This window comes from Salinarchaeum chitinilyticum (assembly GCF_055390775.1).
In genome coordinates, this window is the sequence record NZ_AP043888.1 from 2,927,826 (window position 1) to 2,946,549 (window position 18,724).

The following is an 18,724-nucleotide window of genomic DNA, read 5'->3' on the forward strand; positions in this document are numbered from 1 at the left end:
TACCCTACGGCTGGTCGGACGACCCCCAAGAGGTGCTGCCGGCCGATGAGCGTCGACAATCGCCGACAGCACCGCCCGATCGAGTTCTCGCGGCAGGAACTGCAAGATCTCGCCGCCGCGTGGCTCACGCTGTCGGTCGCGTTCACGATCTTCGTCGGTCGTCCCGAACGGCTCGTCGAGCGTCCCAGCTGGGCGGCCCGCCTGCTCGTGGTCTGCATCCTCTCGGTGGGCGTCGCGTTCATGCTGCACGAACTCGCCCACAAGGTGACTGCGATCAGGTTCGGCCAGCTCGCGGAGTTCCGGGCGAACTACAACATGCTCGGGCTCGCGGTCGTCGGCGCGCTCGCTGGATTCATCTTTGCGGCGCCGGGTGCCGTCCACCACGTCGGCCGCATCACAGACCGCGAAAACGGGTTGATCGCGCTGGCCGGCCCAGCCACGAACGTGGCCCTGATCGCGGCGTTCGCACCACTGCTGGTGTTCGATGGCATCCTCTGGCGAATCGGTGCCTTCGGCGTCTTCGTCAACGCGTTCCTGGCGGCGTTCAACATGATTCCCTTCGGACCACTCGACGGGCGAACCGTCTACGAGTGGCATCCCATCGTCTTCGCAGCGGCCTTCGTGGCGAGCGCTGGGCTCGTGGTGGGCGTGTTGTTCACGGTCGGTTTCCCGATCTGACGGCCGGGAGTGACGTTCCACCCGCCAGAGCAGCTCGATCGTCCTGGGGTCGCTTCGTTCGCTCCGGGCCAGTACACATACGACGCCGTAGCGCGTGGACGGCCTATGACCACGCTCGACGTCGAGGGCGGGTTCGACGTCCACGAGTACCGCTCCGCGCTGAAGCTCTTGCGACAGGACGACGGTTCGATGACGCTCGCGAATCGCGATGACCTCCAGTGTCCCGCGTGTGGTCGTCCGTTCGATCGTCTGTTCGTCACGGACGACGCGACGGTCACGTTTTCGAGCGCGCCGAACGGTCCGATCTGTCTGGCACGGACGCCCGAGTCCGTGCTCGTACTCACCCACTAGTCACCGGGCCAGGCCGGGGGCTTCGAGACTCTACCGAGCAAAAGGCCTATAATCGATCCTCGGCTACGCTGGGATAGACATGGTAGTCACACCCCTGTTCGGGATTCCAATTGGGCCGGAGCTCATCGTAATCCTGCTCATTGCGATCCTCCTGTTCGGTGCGAACAAGATTCCCAAGCTCGCTCGCTCCACCGGTCAGGCGATCGGTGAGTTCGAGAAAGGAAAGACGCAGGCGGAGAAGGAACTCGAGGACATCCGAAGCGGCAACGCAGACGTGACCGAGGTCTCCGAGGACGGCGAGACCACGGAGACGACCAGCGCTGGCAGCTCGGACGCCGAGGATCGCAGCTCCACGGAGTAACCCGCTTTCTTTTCTCGGGCGCGTGGCCTAGTGGACAGGGCAAGGGGTTCCTAACTCCTGGATCGCGGGTTCGAATCCCGCCGTGCCCGTTTCCTCGTCGCATCGCTCCTCGTCGACGGGCATGGCGACCATCGCGAATCTTCGATTCGCTCAGTCCCGCCGGGCTCCCTCCTCCTCGTTGCGTTTGCGTTCGCGTCCACGACATTCCGTTTCGATCGCACTGAACGGCGGCCACGTGACCACGTCCCATACCACGCTTTGACGTGCGTCGTAGTTGAACCGGTCGGTAGACAAAAGACCGCCCGAGGGCAGACCGGCCGAAGCAACGAAGTAGCTCCACGCTCAGTTTATCGTAGAGATCCCCAGGAGCGGTACGGTGAACATAAACACGATAATATCTCCGGCGACAGAAGATTATATTTGTGGCAATAAAACAAAAAGAAATCCCCGCGAAGTTCGTTCCTCTTTGCGGAAATCAACCGACAGTGTCGGGGTCGAGGGCGACCTGCCCGCCGGTAGCGTGAGCCGTGCCCCAATTATCAGTTGTCTTTTATTAACAAAAGGTTTTTTGCTTGACCAGCAGAACGGTGTGAGCAATGGCTATTGACGAGGCTGATAGTGCCGAATCCGGACAGCTCGGGGAGTCCGACGATTCGGAGTCCACGGCCGATTCGGAACCGGCGAACGCCGGACCGGATCCCGTCGCAGTCGGGCGGTATTCGTGGGCGGACTTCATGGACGATCACGGCCACGACGACGAAGTAAGTGATCTCTACCCGCAGGGACGGCCCCAGTCCCAGGCGGCAGCCGACGTCGGACTGAGCAGCGGCGACGACGTCGAACGCCAGGTCCCCACCGGCAACGACTGGAACCGCGTCTCTTTCGACCCGTCGGAGTATCTTGGTTTCCATCCCGACGATCTCCGCGAGCGGATCACCGACGTTGCGGGTGCGAACGCGAAGTGGCTCGATTCCGAGTTCGACGCGTTCGCCGACCCGAGCACGACGCCGGTCGTCAAGGACGAGTGGATGTGGGAGCACTTCAAGCGAGAGTACTACTACGAGGACGACGGCTCCCGCCCCCGCAACTCCGACGGCACGGTCGATCGCTTCGATCCGACGGAGTACCTCTCTTTCGACGCCGACGAGACCGAATCCGAGCTCGCCCGCGCCGGCTCGATCGCTCGCGAGCTCGACGAACTCGTCGAACGGCGGACGGTCGACGTCGAGGAGGACGTCGACGAGGACGAGTTCTTCTCCGACGAACATGGGAACACGACGGTCACGAACCGGTACGACCTCGAGAAGGCGGTACCGATGGAGAAGAAGGAACACTTCGTCGAGGAGGACCGCTACTGGGTCAACAAACCCTACTCGTTCGTCGTCCTGTTCCACTCCCGGAAAGAAAACGAGAAGAAGTACTACGCCATCGAGCCGTACCTCAACGAGATCGAAGACGACCTCCGCGAGTTCCTGATCGGCAAGCTCCGGACCGCGATCAAGTACGCCGACGAGGAGGTGGCCGCCGGTGCCGACAGCACGGAAGCCGAACGCCGGGCGGTCATCGAACGTGAAACGAAGCGCCTCCTCGACCGGTACGATCTGTTCGAGGGCTCCGTCGACGAGGTCACGGGTGACGGGGCCAGCGGTGACGAAGGCATCCTCTCGGGCCTCATGGCGATGTTCAACGACGGTGGCGAGGCGGTGGAGGACGAGGTGGATCCCACGCCGGAGCCACTCGACGGTATCAGCGTCAGGCCGGAGCCTGCGGTGCTCGCCGACGACGCGGAGACGCTCACTGAGTACCAGATCGAGAAGCTGCTCTACCTGCTCAAGCGGGACTTCATCGGGTACGAGCGGATCGACCCGATCAAACACGACATCAACGTGGAGGACATCTCCTGTGACGGGTACGACTCTCCCGTCTTCGTCTATCACACGGACTACGAGCAGATCATCTCGAACATCTACCACGGGCGGGCAGAGCTGGACGACTTCGTCGTGAAACTCGCCCAGCGGTCCGGGAAGGGTATCTCCAAACGACGCCCGCAGGTCGACGCCACGCTCCCGGACGGCTCGCGTGCGCAGCTCACGCTCGGACGGGAGGTCTCCGACCACGGGACCAACTACACCATCCGACAGTTCAAGGACGTCCCGTTCACGCCGATCGACCTCATCAACTGGAACACGTTCTCGCTGGAGGAGATGGCGTTCCTCTGGCTCTGTATCGAGAACCACAAGAGCCTGATCTTCGCGGGCGGTACAGCGTCGGGGAAGACGACGAGCCTGAACGCAGTCTCCCTGTTCATCCCCTCGAACACGAAGATCGTCTCGATCGAGGACACGCGCGAGGTCGAACTGCCACAGCGAAACTGGATCGCGAGCGTCACGCGACCTTCCTTCTCCGACGACGCCCAGGGTGACGTCGACGAGTTCGACCTGCTGGAGGCCGCACTCCGACAACGGCCCGACTACATCGTCATGGGCGAGATTCGTGGTGAGGAGGGCCGGACGTTGTTCCAGGTCATGTCGACCGGGCACACGACGTACACCACCTTCCACGCCGACTCCGTCGGCGAGGTGCTCAAGCGGTTCACGACGGAGCCGATCAACGTCTCGAAGACGATGTTCACCGCGCTGGACCTCGTTTCGATCCAGACCCAGACCCGGGTCCACGGCCACAAGGTCCGGCGCAACAAGACGCTGACCGAGGTCAACCACTACGACGCCGAAAACGACGAGATCAACGTTCAGGACGTCTACCAGTGGCAGGCGGAGACCGACGAGTTCCTCAAACTCGGCGACTCGAACACGCTCGAGGAGATCAAGTTCGACCGCGGGTGGAACGATGCACGGCTCCAGGAGGAGCTGTTCAAGCGGGAGATCATTCTCGCGTACCTGATCAAGAACGGGCTGAACCAGTACCGCGAGGTCGCGGCGACGATCCAGGCGTTCATCAACGATCCCGATACGATCCTCACGCTGATCGCGAACGGCCAGCTCGAGGACAGTCTCGAGGACCTCCGCGAGATGGAGAGCGTCCTGATCGACGTCGATCCGGCCAAGGAGGAGCTCGTCCCCCGGCCCGACCCCGACGACGAGGGGTACAACCTCGCGATGAGTATCGTCGAGGACGCCGAGGAGTCCCTCTTCGACGAGTACCGCGGCAAGACCGTCGAGGGCCTCGAGAGCGCACTCGACGGTGCCAGCGAGCCGGAGGACACGATCGAGGCCGACCAGGACGAGGACGAGATCAGCTTCGAAGGCGAGGTCGCCGACGGCTTCGAGAGCGAGTTTACCTTCGGCGACGACTCCGCTCCGTTCGGTGGCGACGACACGGCAGAATCCGGTGCAACGTCGGCCGAACCCGAGGCGGCAGCCGCCGAAGAGGACGATCCGTTCTCCGGCGGTCCCGACTGGCTCGGTGGCAGCGACGAGACCGAGGACATCTGGGCGGACGCGCGCGAGGCACTCGAGGACGGTGCCGACTCCGACGGAGGTGCATCGGACGAACCGGCCGACACAGCCGATTCGACGGACGACTCGGACGCTGGTGGCCCGGAACCCCCGAACGCCGAGGCTGCGCTCGAAAGCGGGGAGGCGCCCGCAGACGACGACCCGGCCCTCGACGAGTCCGAACCGACGGGCGACGCCGAACTCGAGGCGGGAGACTCGCCGACGCCATCCGCGCTCCCCGACGACGAACCGTCCGACGACGCCGAAGCTGACGAGCGGCCGTCACCACCCGAACTCGACGAGGGCGGGGATTCAGCGGCCACCGTGGACGACGAAGGAAGTGCGGCCGACGCTGGAGACGAACCGTTCGAAGACGATGGGGCCGACCCGTTCGAGACCGCTGTGACCGACCCGTTCGAAGACGACGGGGTCGAAAGCGAGACTGACTCCGAAGCGTCTCCCGCAGAATTGGCGCCGACCGACGATTCCGAGCACGGCGAGGCGCCCCAGAGCGACGGAGCAAAGTCGGCGGAGTCGGCCGAGTCCGCTTCGGCGGACGTGTCGGAGCCCGACTCCCCGGCCGACGAAGCGGAGGAGAAGAGCGAGGATTCCGCTACGGAGGACGCTGGCCTGGCGGACGATGCCGCCGTCGATCCCGTTCGTGACGATGGCGACGTCGCCGATTCGGACGGTTCCGAGACCGAGGTGACGCCGTCGTCGGACGATTCGACGGACGACGACGAAGCTGACGATGCGGACGACGATGGACCGTTCAGCTCCGGATCGTCCGGTGATTCGGGCCCCTTCGACGACGATACCGACGACGATCCCTTCGGTGGCAGCGGCGGCGGACCGTTCGCCGACCCACCCGAGGACGAGTCGGCGACAGACTCGTCGGAGTCCGACGCGTCGGACGACTCCTACGATGACGACCCGTTCAGTAGCGACGGGCCGTTCGGGGAGAGCCAGACGGACGACGCCGACGGGGACGAGGACGAATGAGCCTGGACACCCTCGGCGAATCGGGCCAGGGCACAACCGTTTCCGGCGCCGACTCGCTGGGCGATGCGTTCTACCCGCTCTACGAACGGCTGTTCTCCGAGGACAGCGAGTTCGTCGGTGATCTGGAGACGAAGCTCGCGCAGGCCCGGATGGCCGACACGGTCGAACTCTACATCTCACGCGCGCTCGCAATCGGGACGATCACGGGCGTCTCGCTGTGGATCGTCGGGACGCTACTGGGCTATCTCCTGTTCGCGACCGGCGTGATCGATCTCGGCTCGGCTGTCATCGTTCAGAACGTTTCACCCGGCGTCGCCGACGTGCTGAAGATGCTCCGAGTGCCCCTGCTCGTGCTGGTAACGGGGCTGGTCTTCGGTTCGATCGGCTTCATCATGGGGTTTGGCGTACTCATCGCAGTCCCCTACTCGAGAGCGTCGACGCGTAAACGGGAGATCAACATGCTCCTGCCCGACGCCGTCGCGTTCATGTACGCGCTCTCCGTCGGTGGCCTGAACCAGCTCGAGATCCTCCAGGCGATGGCGGAGGCGGACGACACCTACGGCGAAGTGTCTCGCGAGTTCAAGTCGATCGTCCAGGAGACGGAGTACTTCGACACCGACTACCGAACTGCGATCCGGAATCAGGCGCTCTCGACGCCGAGCGACGAGCTCGCCCAGTTCCTGACGGACATGCTCTCGATCGTCTCCAGCGGTGGGAATATGCAGGCGTTCCTCGACGACAAGAAGGACAAGCACATGCGGACGGCCAAGCAGCAACAGGAGATGACGCTGGAGACCCTCGAGCTGTTCGGGGAGATGTACATGACGCTGTCCCTGTTCCCGCTCCTCCTCATCATCATTCTCGTCATCATGATGATGATCGGTGAGGCACAGTCGATGATGATCTACGCGACCGTCTACGCGCTCGTTCCACTCACCGGGCTCGGTTTTCTCGTACTCGTCTCGACGGTCAAACAGGACGAGGTAGGTGACGGATACCTGATGCCGGGAAGCGGTAGCGAGCGGCTCCGCCAACAGCAACGGAGCGGGCTGCTCAACCTCGGCCTCGTCGAGAGCTTCACCGGAGAGTACAGCGTGTTCAACCGGATCAAGAACCGTGAGGGTAGCTACGAGGCGACACAGATCATCAAGAAGCCCCACCTGTTCTTCCGGGAGAATCCCCTCTACACGCTGGCGATCACCGTTCCCCTGGCGCTCGTCATCGTCGGGACTGCGATCGGGACCGGCTCGGCACCGACGAGCTGGCAGGGGATGATCGACGCTCCCGTCTGGGGAACCTTCCTGTACATCTACCTCCCGGCGTACCTCGTGCTCCTTCCCCTGACGATCTTCTACGAGTGGAACGTCCGGTCCAGGTACGGCGTCACGAACAATCTCTCGGACAATCTTCGAAAGCTCTCCAGTGCGAACGACACCGGGCTGACGCTACTGGAGTCGTTCTACACCGTCGCGGACACGACGTCTGGGAAGCTCGCGACCGAGTTCCAGACGATGCACGCGAAGGTCAACTACGGAATGAGCCTTCGCGAAGCGCTCGTCGAGTTCAACAACAAGTACCACATCCCACGGCTCGCGCGCACGGTCAAACTCATCAGCAAGGCCCAGGAGGCGTCCAGCCAGATCACGGACGTCCTTCGTACCGCCGCGACCGCGAGTGAGAACCAGGACGACATCGACCGCGAGCGAAAGTCCAGGACGCGAATGCAGGTCGTCATCATCATGATGACGTTCCTGACGCTGCTGGCCGTCATGGCGATTCTGCAGACGCAGTTCCTCGAGACGATGGCCGAACTGACCGCGGGGACCGATCAGGACTCGCTCGAGCAGGCCGGTGGAAGCTTCAACCTCGGTGCGATCGACCCGTCCGAGCTCTCCCTGTTGTTCTTCCACGCGGTCACGATGCAGGCGATCCTCTCGGGATTCATCAGCGGCTACATGCGCGACGCGGACATCCTGAGCGGTGTCAAGTACGTGGTTGTTCTGTTGACCATCGCGCTGTCCGTCTGGATGTTCGTCGGATAGCATATGAACCAGGATCACCACTCTCGCGCCGATCGCGACCGGGCCCAGACGGCACAGGATTTCGCTGTCGGGATCGGGCTGTTCCTCTTGGCCGTGGCCTTCGTCTTCGCGTTCGTCCCCCAGGTAGTCGCGCCGTACGACGTGGGGGTCGGTGCCAGTGAGTCTGCCCAGGCCGACCGCGCTGCAACGCTGATCGTCGGCAACCTCTCGGTGGACGACCGTCCCAACGAGATCGACAACGCGTCGACGACTACGTACTTCGAGAGTGCCAGCGTCGCGGAGCTCCGGGACCGGACCGGGTTGCCCTTCTCGTCGCGGATCAACGTGACCGTCGCGAACGTCACGTCCGGCGAGTCCGTCTGGTCGGGTGGCGCCGTCCACCGGGAGGGCCGCGAGGCAGCCACTGCGACGCGTATCGTCCGTACGAACGATCCCGATACTTGCGAACCAGCCTGCGAGCTGGTCGTACGGGTGTGGTGAGATGACCGGATCGTCCGATCGCGGCCAGGCGTACACGCTCGAAGCACTCGTCGCTGCGCTGTTGCTCGTGACGGCGGTGTTGTTCGCGCTGCAGGCCGTCGTCATCACGCCCACGAGTGCAGGCACGCAGGACCGTGACGTGGCTGCCCAGCGAGAGCAGGTCGCGAGCGACATGCTCACCACGGCAGCCAACGAGGGCGAGCTCTCGCGACTGGCTCGCTTCTGGGACTGTTCGGACGGCGGGTTTGCCACTGCCGAGGGAACCGGTGAGTGGGTGGCCGGCGAAGGGTATCCCTCCGATCAGGTGCCGATCGATGACTTCGGATCGACGCTCAACGCGACCTTCGAGATCGGCACGCGATACAACGTCGAACTGGTCTACACGGACGGTACCAACCAGAGCGTCTCCAGGATCGTCTACCAGGGAACCCCTGGCTCTGACGTCGTCACAGCTTCGCGGACGATCGCGCTGACGGACGATCAGCTGGTGACCGGTCCGGGGGTGGGTAGCCAAACGATCGGCGAGTGTCATTCGGACTCGAGTCTGTCAGCAGCGATCCCCGACGATCACTCGAGTAGCGCGGTCTACAACGTCGTCGAAGTTCGGGTGGTGCTATGGTGAGCGACGAGCGCGGCCAGCTCATCCTGGTCGGTGCGATCGCGATCGCACTGGTCGTCCTCGGGCTCGTGTTGATCGTGAACACCGCGCTGTTCACGCAGATCGTCGGCTCGGAAGGCACCGTCGAGTCTGCCAAGGAGGGCGGCGTCTCTGGCCAGGAGATTGGACACGCAATTGGCGTCGTGATCGCCGAGGAGAATCGTAACGGTGGCGGAACTGGACCGCCTTCCGATCTCGACGACCTAGAGCGTGCGCTGGTCAAACGAAGCCTCGAAAGCAGTGGTTCGTTCGTCTCGCTGGATTACGTGTCAGACCGAGAAGACGGCACGTACATCGAACAGTCGAGTGATGGCCCCTTGACCGATACGGACGGCGACGACGACTGGTCCCCTGTCTCCGACGGTGACGTCGGTGAGTTCCTCCTCACTCTCGATACGGACGATAGCGCTACGGAGACGTTCACCATCACTGCCGATCCCTCCAATTCGTCGTCGAGAACACTCTCAGTGGAGGTCGTCGGATCGGACGAAATCGAGCTATCCGGTGCAGGTGCCAGCGGGTGTACTGACGTGGACGTCACTGATGGCTCCGTGACGATCGACGTCCGTCACGGAACCGTTTACGGCGATACCGCCTGTCAGTTCGAACTCTTCGAGGGAACCCAAGCGCCGTACGACGTCGCCTTCGACGGCGGTGAGAACATGAACGTGACCTACTCGATCGCAACGGACCAGACTTCGTCATTTGGTTCGGATCATCCCGGCGGAGATCCGATTATCTGGTCGTTCGAATACGGGTTTACCTACGATTCGACGGATGCCTCCGTCGAGAGTGAATCCAGGGTGATCGACGTCTATGACTGACGAACGCGGCGTCTCCATCACGGTCACGCACGTCATGACCATCGGGATCACGACGATCCTGATCGCCGGCCTGCTGCTCGGTGCCGGGAACATGCTGGAGGACCAGCGGACCAACACCGGCGACCGAGAGCTTCGCTCGATCGGTGATCGCGTCGCGACGGAGCTGGTCACCGCCGCCGACCGCGGCGAGCGAACGAACGCCACGTTCGAGGTTCGGTCCAGCCAGCCCGGCTCCTCCGTCGGTGGTGGCTACCGCGTTCACCTCACCGACAGCTCCGACTGCTACGCGGGATCGGGGTACGACGGCTGTCTGGAGCTGAACTCCTTCGCGGAGAACATCGACGTCGAGGTACCGGTGAGTCTCCCCGCCGGAGTCACGATCGAGGAAGGCTCTGCGATGGGTGGACACGTCGTGTCGGTCTTCCACGCGTCGAACTCGACGGTGACGATCCGGGGTGACGACCTGTGAGCGACCGTGGCGTCAGCGAGGTGATCGCGTTCGTGCTCATCTTCTCGGTCGTGATCACCTCCGTCGGGTTGCTCTACACCGCCGGCTTCGGTAGCATCAACCAGATCCAGGAGGACGAGACGGACCGAAGCGCACAGCAAGCGTTCAGTGCTTCGGCCGTCGCACTGCAGGACATCCAGCGCGGGCAGGGCGAACATCGCGCCTTCGACGTCGAGCTGTCGGGGCGGACGATGGCGATCGATGACGATCTTTCACTTTCCGTTTCGATCGACGGAACGGACGTCTCGAACGGCGACGCCGACGGCGGTCTCGTCTACGGGCTCGGCGCCGACACGAAGATCGTCTACCAGTCCGGCGCAGTCATTCGGAGTGACGGCCCCGATTCCCAGACGGTGATCCGCACTCCCGAGTTCACCTGCACCGACGGGCACGCCGTCGTGTCGCTGGTCACACTCACCGGCCCTTCCGGCTCGGTTTCGTCGGACGGATCGATCGAAATCCGGGCCGACGGGCCGTTGGCTGGAGACGAGACGGTCGTCGCATCTGCCACTGGTGGTCCTCATACACTGACCGTCTCCTACGGCGGAACGCCGTACGAAGCAGCCTGGGAACGGTACTTCGAGGACTATGGCTGGTCGACGAGCTCCGGGGATGCGACGTGTACGGCCGATAGCGTGTACGTCCGGAACGTTCCGATCGACCTCGAGTACGCAGGCGTCTGAAAGGCTTCTCTTCGAGGCCACGCCTCGACGTGTTGAGTACGTAGAAAGATCGTCCTCGCAACTGGTCTGCGAGTGCCCCTCAGGCCGTCGTCGCGTCCCGGGCCTTCTCCGCTTCTGCCTGCACGAGATACTCCCGATCGTCGGCGTAGTCGCTGGCCTGTGACAGCGCGTCCTCCGTGCCGATCTGTACGAGTGCCCAGGCGGCGGAGGCACGAACCGAGCCGGACTCGTCCTCGTCCAGCACGTCGGCGAGGGGATCGATGGCTCGCGCGTCGCCGATCAGCCCAAGGGCACGGGCTGCGGCGGAGCGAACCTCGGCGTCGTCGGCGACAAGCTGGTCGGCGAGTGGCTGGACGGCCTCCCCGCTCCCGATCTTGCCCAGCGCCTGGAAGGTGACCTTCTGGAGGCCGACGTCCGCGTCGACGTACTCGAGCAGGGTGTCGACGGGCTCCTCGCTGCCGATGGTCCCAAGGGCCCGGATCGCGTGCTTGTCACGCTTCTCCGCGCGGGCGAGCATCTCGTCGAGGGCCTCCTCCGGCCCCATTCGCTCGAGGGCGTCCATCGCGTGCTCTTCCATGAAGTCCGAGTCGAACGTATCGAGCGCGAGCAGGATCGGCTCGGCCTCGCCACGCTTCTCGTAGATCTTGAGTGCACCCCACTCCGGTGGGAAGTCCTTGCGGTGGTCGAGGACGTCGTAATATCCCTGCGCGTCGAGTTGCTGGCGGACCGAGAGGTCGTCCCACTCCTCCGCGGCGTCGAGGTCTTCCTGGAGGGCGTCGGTCGCTTCGACGAGGGCTGCGATCGTCTCGGCGTCCTCGTCCGGTTCGAGGTCGGCGTCGCCGACGGCGGTCGCGACGCTCTCCAGCGCATCGACGGCTGCGTCCAGATCCTCGGCGCCGGACGCGGACGCGTCGACGTGCTCGTCGACGGCGTCGAGGTACGACTCGACGGCCGCGAGGACCTGCTCCTCGCCAGTTTCGGTCCACTCACCGGTCTCGATCGCGTCGACTGCGTCCTCGATCGACTCGACGACGTCCTCGGCGTAGGGGCCGCGAGCCTCCTCGAGATCGTCGCTCACGGATTCGATGTCGTCGGTCAGCGCCTCTGCCGGCGGCGTCTCGTCTTCGTCGTCGGGCTCCGGCAGGTCGGCCGCCTCGACGTCTCCCTCGAGGGCTTCGATCTCCTCGGCGACCTCGTCGAGGTCGTCCTCGGTCTCGGCGGCCTCGAGTTGTTCCTCGATGGCTTCGAGTCGCTCGCGCAACGACTCAACGGTGGGCTCCTCGTCGCTCATTGGCCTAGCATCTCGCCGGATTCCTTCTAAGCGTTTCGTTCGCCCGGTTTCGGCTGGCGTTGCTGGTCTGTTCCCGTCCGCTCGTGCTCGCTCACTCCGCGAGGAAGGGGATCGGGAATCGGTCGCGCCAGTAGAGCCACGGGCCGAAGACGAGATAGCCGAGGCCGAGGAAGAGCAGTGCCCAGGGGAACGCTCGCTTGGCGAGCAGTGGTGCGATCACCGCCATCGCGTGCACGACGCCCATCACGAGCGCGTCGCGTGCGAGCAGATCGGGATAGCGAAGCGGCGAGAGCATCAGGTAGACGAACGCTGCGGTGATGACGAGGAGAATGTCCGGCCGCGTGATCCCCGTCAGGATCGCTGCGCCGATGAGCGTCGCGGCGAGCGTGGTCTGGACGCCCTGCGTGTACTCGTCTTCGGTGTCGTAGGCGGTGTAGAGGGCGAGCCGCGTGATCGCCGCACCGACGAACAGCGCGGGAAGCACGAACGCGGCGATCGCCCGCGGCTCCGTGCTCTCGAGCGGGACGATCCCCCACTCCTCGACGGCGACCGCGTAGACGAGCGCTGCCGGTGCGATTGCGAAGGAGACGACGTCGGCCAGTGAATCGAGGTACGGTCCGACGGCCGTGCCACCGCGCCAGCGCGCGACGACGCCGTCCAGCCCGTCGAGGATCGCTGCGAGCAGGAGGAGCCTGGCCGCGGCCCAGGTGTCGGTCGTGGCGACGACGATCGCCAGGAATCCCAGCATCGCGTTGGCGACTGTCACGGCATCGGCGAGCCCGGTCCTGCCGACGAACCGCGGAAGCATATCGAATCGGTACCGTGGGGTCACCTTACCCCTTTCCACTTCGGTACAGCCAGCTCGTGCGCTCGTTCGCCGTTCGGCATCCCCGATCGTCGATGGCCCGAATACTGTGGGACGCTGCCGACGCGGATCGGGCCCCATTTGGTCGTCCGCTTCGAATCTACCTCCAATGCACCGCCGGGCGTATCTCGCGGGCGTCGCTGGCGCCGCCGTCGCGACGAGTGGCTGTCTCGGACTCTTCGACGACTACGACGTAGGGATGTCGCCGACGGACTTCGAGCCCAGGACGCTGACCGTGGAGGCTGGGACGGAAGTGATCTGGAAGAACACGAGTTCGCGCGGCCACACCGTCACCGCCTACGAGAACGCGATTCCCGAGGAGGCATCCTTCTTCGCGACCGGTGGATTCGAGAGCCAGTCCGCGGCGCGTGATGCCTGGAACACGCTCGGCGAGGACGGCATCATCGGTCCCGGCCAGACGTTCACGCACACGTTCGAGATTCCCGGCCGGTACGACTACTTCTGCATCCCCCACGAGTCCGAAGAGATGTACGGCTCCATCGTCGTCGAGGAGTAGCGCTATGGGACCGCTGATTGCTAGCTCGACGAGATTGCGCAGCTCCGCCTGCCGGATCAGGTCGGCAGTTCGTGGTCCAGGCCGAACGCCGCCTGTTCCTCCCACAGCACCCAGAGTCCGCCGGCGCTCAGTACGAGCGGGATCACGAGGAGTCCGGCGCCGGAAAGGAGCGTCCAGACGCCGTTCACCACGCCGAGACCGAGGAGTGCAACGGCCGCGTACCAGCCCCATCGCCGAGCGGTCCAGAGGCCGTAGGCGACGGCGATCGAGACGCCAGCGATCGCCAGCACGACGACCCCGAGTGCCGCACCGAGACCTGCCAGGCCACCCATCCCGCTGCCTGCGAGCTGCGACGACGCGACGAGGAGGAACAGGCCACTGAGCGCGGCGCCGACGCCACCGATCGCGAACGTTCCGGCGACGAGTTTGGTTTTCTGCGGTGCCGTTTCGCGAGTCGTCGGCGCGCGGGTTCGTGTCGACATCCACCGCTGGATCGCCTCGGTATCTGCCTTGAACCTGCGGACGCACGGCTCTCGGTGACGAACGCGAAGAAAACGAACGAAATCCGTTCCGTCCTCAGATTTCGACGTCTTCGTCCTCGACGTCGACGGCGGCCTCCTCCTCGGCGGCGACCTCTTCGGGTCGCGCCTCGAGGGTGGCCTTCTGGATCTCGACCCGCCGGAGCGGGTAGATCGACTTCGCCTCGCCGTAGATCCCGCTGGAGAGGCGGCCTTCGACGACGGAGTCGATGAGCGCCTCGAAGGTGCGCTCCTCGCCGGCCTCCTCGACCATGTCGATCATGACGCGACGGATCGCCTTCTCCTGGCTCGCGTCCGCCTTCTTGGTCGTGAACGCGACGGGCTGGATCTGCACGCGGTAGTCGTCCGTCGTGAGGACGGTGACGTACGCCTCGACTTTCGAGGCACCGCGGCGTACGAGGCTGCGGAGGTAGTCCCGCGTGAGCTCGTGGCTGATGAACTCCGTGTAGGCAGCGTCGCTGCCCACGTCGTTGATCTTGAAGGTCAGCTTCGTGTTGTTCTCGCCGGCGTCGTCCTGCAGGTCGCCGAGCGTCGTTTCCACGGTCCGTCCGAGGACCTGGTCCGGTTCGTCAGCGGGGGTCTCGCCGAGCTCGGCCCGATCGAACTGCTCCGGGGCGTGCACGGTGTACCACCGCTTTTCCTGTCGTTGTCGTGAGACTGATCGCTCGCTCATGGTGTATCTGTATCCGTTCGGTTGGCGTGCTGTTCGTCGGCTTCAGGTGCCTGCTCCGAGGCGTCGGCGTCGTCGTCCGCCGGGCCGTCCGTGGCCACGTGCTCGACCGTCGTGGTCGCCACGTCGAGTGCGACGACGTAGTCGTCGATCGTCGCCTCGAGGCCGCCGGTCGTCTCCCGTTCGATCGTGGTAACGACGCGGCCGTCCTCGACGCGCGTGTCGATCTCGTCGGTGTCGTCGGGCCCGATCGCGGCGGCGACTGTCTCCGGGGCGTCCACCTCGCTGGTGATCGTGGCCCGGCGCGTGCCGATCGGCTCGGCCGTGTTCGTGGCGCCGTCCGCGTGCGCGTGATCGTTCCCGGTCATCGTGCCTCCCTGATGGCCTCGACGAGGGCCGTCTCGTTCGCGTCGTCGGCGTCGTTCGACTGTCGAACCACCGCGTAGCGGGCCGTGACGTCCACGTCGCCGCCGGCGGTCTCTGCGACCGCATCGACGAGGTCGGCGTCGTCGCCGTCTCGGCTCGCGAGTCCGATCGCGTCCTCGCCGATCGCGAGTGCGACCGGCTCGGGCGATCGGGCGTCCCGCGCGAGCGCGGCAACGAGCTCCGGGGGCGCGTCCTGAGCGTCGTAGACCGCGACGCCGTCGTAGCGCGCGGGATCCGCCGCCAGCGCGGCGTGGGTCTCGGCGCTCGCATCGCGCCACGCGGCGCGGAGCGCATCGATCTCGACGTCGCCGACGGCGTGGGCGGCGGCGATCCCGGGCGCGACGACCGCCGTCGTCGAGAGGAGGTCTGCGTACCCCTCGACCGTCGGAACCGCTCCACCGACGTGGTGGGGCCGAAGGGTCCGCTCGACGGTCTCGGCTGCTGCCTCCGGTGCGTCGCCGTCGGTGGCCGCGACCGCGAGGAGTGACGCGACTGCCCGACGCTGCTTGTCGGAGAGCTCAGTCACGCGCTCGCGATCGTCGGCGTCGAGGCCGATCTCGGCCAGGGCGTCTGCCGTGGCTGCCATGTCGCCCGAGAACTCGGCGTGAACGGACAGCGAGTGGGCGAGGCCGTCGACGATGTCGTCGGTGGCAAGCCCAACGCCGTCCTTCCGTTCGAGCCCGTCGGCTTCGGCGCGTTCGAGTAGCGCGGGCGCAACGTCGGCGGGCAGTTCCCCGGCAGCGACGACGCCCGCGAGCCCGAGGGTCGCGTCGGGCTCACAGCCGAGTTCGCTTGTGATCTCGACGGCAGCGACCGCGACCGGTCGCTCCGCGTCGTCGAGTGTGACGTCTGCGCCCGGAACGGGACCGATCGCGACGGTCGTCGCGTCGGGGTCGCCAGCGTCCGCGCGTGCGGCGCGCCGGTCGGCCGTTCCCGTGGGCGAGACCTGGACCGGGACGTCGATCGCATCGAGTGCTCGCGCGAGGACGCCAGCGGCTGCGACGGCGTCGCCGTCGCGTCGGAGCACCAGCCGCACCAGGGGCGCCTCCCGGAGCGACGCGGCGACGTCGCTCGCGGTGGGGGCGTCCCGTGCTGTGCGGCTGGTTGCAGGCATCGTTACTCGAGGAGCTCCTTGGCGTTCTCGTAGGTGTACGCGAACTCCTCGTCTATCTTGTCACCGCTGTAGTAGTCGACGAGGCGGCGGACCTTCGACTCGGTGTTCTGGAGCGCCCGGCGGTTCTGGTGGTCCTGGCCGTTCTCCTCCATGTGCTCGTTCAGGCGGATCGCCTGCTCGAGGAGGTTGCGGAGGTCCTCCGGAATCTCGTTCTCGACGTGGTTGTTCTCCATGATCTCGGTGACCTTGGAGCCCGTCGCCGCCTTCACGTCGGGGATCGGCGTGCCCTTCACGCCCTCGTCGCGAAGCTTGAGACCGATCTGGGAGGGGTCGTGCCCCTGCTCGGCCAGCTCCACGACGCGATCCTCGATCGCGTCGGCGTCCACGTCACTCCACTCCGGCGGGTCGTCGTCCGCGGGCCGGTCCGAACCGGACGATCCGCGGCGTCGTGAGTGCATTCGTGCCATAGATTGATAGGAACGGCACAACCGCACGAAAGCCCGGGTTGACGGATCGAGCCGCGCCAAACGCGCGAATCGAGCCGCGTCCGGGTGCACTTCCGCAATCCCAAGCCGTGCGTGGCGGAGGGAAGCTCCGCGAAGACACGCGGCGGCGCGTCGGACTTGCGGCCGTGCTGTTCCCAGAACACCGTACCGCTGGCCCGTCCTAAAGGGTTTCTACTCGACGATTCCGCGGAAGCGGCTCCAGAACGCGTGGTTTCGTCCGCGTCGAACGGCCCCATATCGATCCTCTCGGCTCGGCGTTCGACGCTCTCGGGGATTCGTTTCGAGGGGTTTATCAACGACACCGGCTGTAGAATTCGAGTGCGGGCTCGTAGATCAGTGGTAGATCACCCCCCTGGCACGGGGGAGGCCGCGGGTTCAAATCCCGCCGAGTCCATCGGAATTTACCCGTCGTGGCCGGGGTTCCTAACCTCGGAGTACAACGCTTCTTAGCTCCGGTATTCGGAGATAGGTCTTCCAGCGGTGCCGATGTAGGGGACCGAGTTCAACACGAATCGAGAGGCACCGAACCGCCGTCGGGCCATCGCTGTGGTGAACGGCCGATTTACGGCCCGGTTTGCGAGTTCTGTGGCGGTGTGATCGTCGCCGAGCATGAACGGTGCCCAGCGCTCGGTGATCGGAGGTGTCGGCCATGACGGACTGGCGGGATATGCGGTCGTACCGTTGCCGGTTCTGTCGATCCCAGTGCATCAACGAAATCGGGTCCGAAGCCGAGTCTGAGGACGCATGCAAGCTCTGCGTACCTCGTACGCGGCCGACCGTTCGTGAGCCTGCTGCCAGAGGTCGGTCGCGATGAGCCGAGCGCGCGAACCCGACGCCTGTGGCCGGATGGGTTGCACGAACGAGCCGGTGGCCTACGTCCGCCGTGACGGCGTCACTGTGGTCGTCTGCGGGACGCACACCGACGACGGCGAGGAGGTCGGCCGTGTCTGACCTGTTCCATCTCGACCTCTGTGCAGGCACTGGTGGCTGGCAGGCGCGCACTCGCGGTAGTTCGAAGTGGGACGTTCTCGGCGTCGATGTCGTCGACTCTGACCGTGTTGACCTGCTCGGTGACGTTCGCCAGCTCGAGGTCGACCGGTGCCCGGACTTGGTCACCGCCTCGCCGCCCTGCGTGGAGGTAACCAAGTACCGTCTCCCGTGGTACGGCGACGGGGTCTATTCCGGCGACCCGGACCTGTCGGTCCACGCTGCGTGCTTCTCGCTGATCCGCCGGCTCGAACCTCGGTACTGGGTCGTCGAGAATGTGCTCGGATTCGGTGACTTCTACGGTCCACCGGATACTGTGTGGGGTCCCTGGCGTCTGTGGCACGATCTCCCGGTCTTTGATCCAGGACCAGTGCAGTACAAGTACCAGAACCAGACGCCACACGCCGGTGTCGAGAACGCCGCAATACCCGAGCCACTGGCTGAGTCCGTTACTCGATCCGTCGAGGTGATGGCCGGTGTCTGATGGCCCGACGTTCACCGTCGGGCCTCGTGTGGAGTTCGAGGTCGGCGGCTACGTCCGGATCCGCGCCTACTCGTCGGATCTCGGTCGGGACTGCTACGTCTACCTGCACCGGCTGACTGCGTGGGCGCACGGCGAGCTGGCCTCGCCATGGGAGTCCGACGATCCCCGCCACGCCCATCACGCCGGTCGCGACGGCTGGGACAATCGTCCCGATCTCCTCGAAGCGGTCCACCCAGCGGAGCACGGTCGCGATCACCGCGCTGCCCAGCTCGACGCCTGAACC

General features: G+C 65.1%; 21 protein-coding genes and 2 tRNA genes. 16 read left to right on the forward strand and 7 right to left on the reverse strand.

Annotated features, from left to right (window positions below; all coding sequences use genetic code 11):
* The first annotated feature begins 45 nt into the window (after window positions 1–45).
* From ACZ5KP_RS14155 to ACZ5KP_RS14205, 11 genes are all read left to right on the forward strand, one after another.
* Window positions 46–678: a zinc metalloprotease gene (locus ACZ5KP_RS14155; protein WP_460918507.1), complete on the forward strand. Its 633-nt coding sequence runs from the start codon at window positions 46–48 to the stop codon at window positions 676–678.
* Window positions 679–783: 105 nt separating this feature from the next.
* Window positions 784–1,029 (forward strand): DUF7385 family protein, encoded by a 246-nt coding sequence (locus tag ACZ5KP_RS14160; RefSeq protein ID WP_460918508.1) that lies wholly within the window; start codon window positions 784–786, stop codon window positions 1,027–1,029.
* 79 nt (window positions 1,030–1,108) lie between these two features.
* The gene (gene tatA / locus ACZ5KP_RS14165) at window positions 1,109–1,390 is read left to right on the forward strand and encodes a twin-arginine translocase TatA/TatE family subunit (protein ID WP_460918509.1); all 282 of its coding nucleotides are present in this window, start codon (window positions 1,109–1,111) and stop codon (window positions 1,388–1,390) included.
* A 16-nt stretch (window positions 1,391–1,406) separates the two neighbouring features.
* Window positions 1,407–1,479, forward strand: a tRNA-Arg gene (locus ACZ5KP_RS14170).
* A gap of 507 nt (window positions 1,480–1,986) precedes the next feature.
* Window positions 1,987–5,847 (forward strand): ATPase, T2SS/T4P/T4SS family, encoded by a 3,861-nt coding sequence (locus ACZ5KP_RS14175; RefSeq protein WP_460918510.1) that lies wholly within the window; start codon window positions 1,987–1,989, stop codon window positions 5,845–5,847.
* Complete coding sequence (locus ACZ5KP_RS14180) at window positions 5,844–7,889, forward strand: type II secretion system F family protein (RefSeq protein ID WP_460918511.1); 2,046 nt, start codon at window positions 5,844–5,846, stop codon at window positions 7,887–7,889. Before ACZ5KP_RS14175 ends, ACZ5KP_RS14180 begins: the two co-directional genes overlap by 4 nt.
* 3 nt (window positions 7,890–7,892) lie before the next feature.
* Window positions 7,893–8,369: a DUF7287 family protein gene (locus tag ACZ5KP_RS14185; RefSeq protein ID WP_460918513.1), complete on the forward strand. Its 477-nt coding sequence runs from the start codon at window positions 7,893–7,895 to the stop codon at window positions 8,367–8,369.
* 1 nt (window position 8,370) lies between these two features.
* Window positions 8,371–8,991, forward strand: a complete 621-nt coding sequence (locus ACZ5KP_RS14190; protein ID WP_460918514.1) for a DUF7288 family protein — start codon at window positions 8,371–8,373, stop codon at window positions 8,989–8,991.
* Entirely contained in the window at window positions 8,988–9,851 is an 864-nt protein-coding gene (locus ACZ5KP_RS14195) for a hypothetical protein (protein WP_464761848.1), read from the forward strand. The genes ACZ5KP_RS14190 and ACZ5KP_RS14195 overlap by 4 nt, the downstream gene beginning before the upstream one ends.
* Window positions 9,844–10,320, forward strand: coding sequence for a DUF7266 family protein (locus ACZ5KP_RS14200; RefSeq protein WP_460918516.1), 477 nt, complete (start codon window positions 9,844–9,846; stop codon window positions 10,318–10,320). The genes ACZ5KP_RS14195 and ACZ5KP_RS14200 overlap by 8 nt, the downstream gene beginning before the upstream one ends.
* Window positions 10,317–11,042: a DUF7289 family protein gene (locus ACZ5KP_RS14205; protein ID WP_460918517.1), complete on the forward strand. Its 726-nt coding sequence runs from the start codon at window positions 10,317–10,319 to the stop codon at window positions 11,040–11,042. The genes ACZ5KP_RS14200 and ACZ5KP_RS14205 overlap by 4 nt, the downstream gene beginning before the upstream one ends.
* A gap of 79 nt (window positions 11,043–11,121) precedes the next feature.
* On the opposite strand, the gene ACZ5KP_RS14210 is transcribed toward ACZ5KP_RS14205, so the two are convergent.
* Together ACZ5KP_RS14210 and ACZ5KP_RS14215 are read right to left on the reverse strand one after the other, a co-directional pair.
* A complete protein-coding gene (locus ACZ5KP_RS14210) occupies window positions 11,122–12,333 on the reverse strand; it encodes a HEAT repeat domain-containing protein (protein ID WP_460918518.1) in 1,212 nt (403 codons plus the stop codon).
* Between the two features lie 91 nt (window positions 12,334–12,424).
* Window positions 12,425–13,141, reverse strand: a complete 717-nt coding sequence (locus tag ACZ5KP_RS14215; protein ID WP_460918519.1) for a protein sorting system archaetidylserine synthase — start codon at window positions 13,139–13,141, stop codon at window positions 12,425–12,427.
* 166 nt (window positions 13,142–13,307) lie between these two features.
* Between ACZ5KP_RS14215 and ACZ5KP_RS14220 the strand changes: the two genes are divergently transcribed.
* Window positions 13,308–13,715 carry a cupredoxin domain-containing protein gene (locus ACZ5KP_RS14220; protein WP_460918521.1) on the forward strand — a complete coding sequence of 136 codons (408 nt, stop codon included), beginning with the start codon at window positions 13,308–13,310 and terminating at the stop codon, window positions 13,713–13,715.
* A 56-nt stretch (window positions 13,716–13,771) separates the two neighbouring features.
* Here ACZ5KP_RS14220 and ACZ5KP_RS14225 read toward each other — a convergent pair whose 3' ends face one another.
* From ACZ5KP_RS14225 to ACZ5KP_RS14245, 5 genes are all read right to left on the reverse strand, one after another.
* Window positions 13,772–14,197, reverse strand: coding sequence for a hypothetical protein (locus ACZ5KP_RS14225; RefSeq protein ID WP_460918522.1), 426 nt, complete (start codon window positions 14,195–14,197; stop codon window positions 13,772–13,774).
* Between the two features lie 94 nt (window positions 14,198–14,291).
* Complete coding sequence (locus tag ACZ5KP_RS14230) at window positions 14,292–14,927, reverse strand: 30S ribosomal protein S3ae (RefSeq protein WP_460918523.1); 636 nt, start codon at window positions 14,925–14,927, stop codon at window positions 14,292–14,294.
* Window positions 14,924–15,292 (reverse strand): KEOPS complex subunit Pcc1, encoded by a 369-nt coding sequence (locus tag ACZ5KP_RS14235; protein ID WP_460918524.1) that lies wholly within the window; start codon window positions 15,290–15,292, stop codon window positions 14,924–14,926. Before ACZ5KP_RS14235 ends, ACZ5KP_RS14230 begins: the two co-directional genes overlap by 4 nt.
* A complete protein-coding gene (locus ACZ5KP_RS14240; RefSeq protein WP_460918525.1) occupies window positions 15,289–16,464 on the reverse strand; it encodes an exonuclease in 1,176 nt (391 codons plus the stop codon). The genes ACZ5KP_RS14235 and ACZ5KP_RS14240 overlap by 4 nt, the downstream gene beginning before the upstream one ends.
* Window positions 16,465–16,466: 2 nt before the next feature.
* Entirely contained in the window at window positions 16,467–16,931 is a 465-nt protein-coding gene (locus ACZ5KP_RS14245; RefSeq protein ID WP_460918526.1) for a 30S ribosomal protein S15, read from the reverse strand.
* 361 nt (window positions 16,932–17,292) lie between these two features.
* Here ACZ5KP_RS14245 and ACZ5KP_RS14250 point away from each other — a divergent pair.
* From ACZ5KP_RS14250 to ACZ5KP_RS14265, 4 genes are all read left to right on the forward strand, one after another.
* Window positions 17,293–17,364: transfer RNA gene (locus tag ACZ5KP_RS14250), tRNA-Ala, on the forward strand.
* Between the two features lie 416 nt (window positions 17,365–17,780).
* Entirely contained in the window at window positions 17,781–17,921 is a 141-nt protein-coding gene (locus ACZ5KP_RS14255; RefSeq protein WP_460918527.1) for a hypothetical protein, read from the forward strand.
* A complete protein-coding gene (locus ACZ5KP_RS14260; RefSeq protein ID WP_460918528.1) occupies window positions 17,914–18,441 on the forward strand; it encodes a hypothetical protein in 528 nt (175 codons plus the stop codon). The genes ACZ5KP_RS14255 and ACZ5KP_RS14260 overlap by 8 nt, the downstream gene beginning before the upstream one ends.
* Window positions 18,434–18,721: a hypothetical protein gene (locus ACZ5KP_RS14265; RefSeq protein WP_460918529.1), complete on the forward strand. Its 288-nt coding sequence runs from the start codon at window positions 18,434–18,436 to the stop codon at window positions 18,719–18,721. Before ACZ5KP_RS14260 ends, ACZ5KP_RS14265 begins: the two co-directional genes overlap by 8 nt.
* Window positions 18,722–18,724: the final 3 nt, after the last annotated feature.

Excerpts from the sequence above, each read along its gene's own strand:
- ACZ5KP_RS14155 (WP_460918507.1), top strand. The coding sequence starts at position 46 with ATGAGCGTCGACAATCGCCGACAGCACCGCCCGATCGAGTTCTCGCGG.
- ACZ5KP_RS14160 (WP_460918508.1), top strand. The coding sequence starts at position 784 with ATGACCACGCTCGACGTCGAGGGCGGGTTCGACGTCCACGAGTACCGC.
- tatA (WP_460918509.1), top strand. The coding sequence starts at position 1,109 with ATGGTAGTCACACCCCTGTTCGGGATTCCAATTGGGCCGGAGCTCATC.
- ACZ5KP_RS14175 (WP_460918510.1), top strand. The coding sequence starts at position 1,987 with ATGGCTATTGACGAGGCTGATAGTGCCGAATCCGGACAGCTCGGGGAG.
- ACZ5KP_RS14180 (WP_460918511.1), top strand. The coding sequence starts at position 5,844 with ATGAGCCTGGACACCCTCGGCGAATCGGGCCAGGGCACAACCGTTTCC.
- ACZ5KP_RS14185 (WP_460918513.1), top strand. The coding sequence starts at position 7,893 with ATGAACCAGGATCACCACTCTCGCGCCGATCGCGACCGGGCCCAGACG.
- ACZ5KP_RS14190 (WP_460918514.1), top strand. The coding sequence starts at position 8,371 with ATGACCGGATCGTCCGATCGCGGCCAGGCGTACACGCTCGAAGCACTC.
- ACZ5KP_RS14200 (WP_460918516.1), top strand. The coding sequence starts at position 9,844 with ATGACTGACGAACGCGGCGTCTCCATCACGGTCACGCACGTCATGACC.
- ACZ5KP_RS14210 (WP_460918518.1), bottom strand. The coding sequence starts at position 12,333 with ATGAGCGACGAGGAGCCCACCGTTGAGTCGTTGCGCGAGCGACTCGAA.
- ACZ5KP_RS14215 (WP_460918519.1), bottom strand. The coding sequence starts at position 13,141 with ATGCTTCCGCGGTTCGTCGGCAGGACCGGGCTCGCCGATGCCGTGACA.
- ACZ5KP_RS14220 (WP_460918521.1), top strand. The coding sequence starts at position 13,308 with ATGCACCGCCGGGCGTATCTCGCGGGCGTCGCTGGCGCCGCCGTCGCG.
- ACZ5KP_RS14225 (WP_460918522.1), bottom strand. The coding sequence starts at position 14,197 with ATGTCGACACGAACCCGCGCGCCGACGACTCGCGAAACGGCACCGCAG.
- ACZ5KP_RS14230 (WP_460918523.1), bottom strand. The coding sequence starts at position 14,927 with ATGAGCGAGCGATCAGTCTCACGACAACGACAGGAAAAGCGGTGGTAC.
- ACZ5KP_RS14235 (WP_460918524.1), bottom strand. The coding sequence starts at position 15,292 with ATGACCGGGAACGATCACGCGCACGCGGACGGCGCCACGAACACGGCC.
- ACZ5KP_RS14240 (WP_460918525.1), bottom strand. The coding sequence starts at position 16,464 with ATGCCTGCAACCAGCCGCACAGCACGGGACGCCCCCACCGCGAGCGAC.
- ACZ5KP_RS14245 (WP_460918526.1), bottom strand. The coding sequence starts at position 16,931 with ATGGCACGAATGCACTCACGACGCCGCGGATCGTCCGGTTCGGACCGG.
- ACZ5KP_RS14255 (WP_460918527.1), top strand. The coding sequence starts at position 17,781 with ATGAGCCGAGCGCGCGAACCCGACGCCTGTGGCCGGATGGGTTGCACG.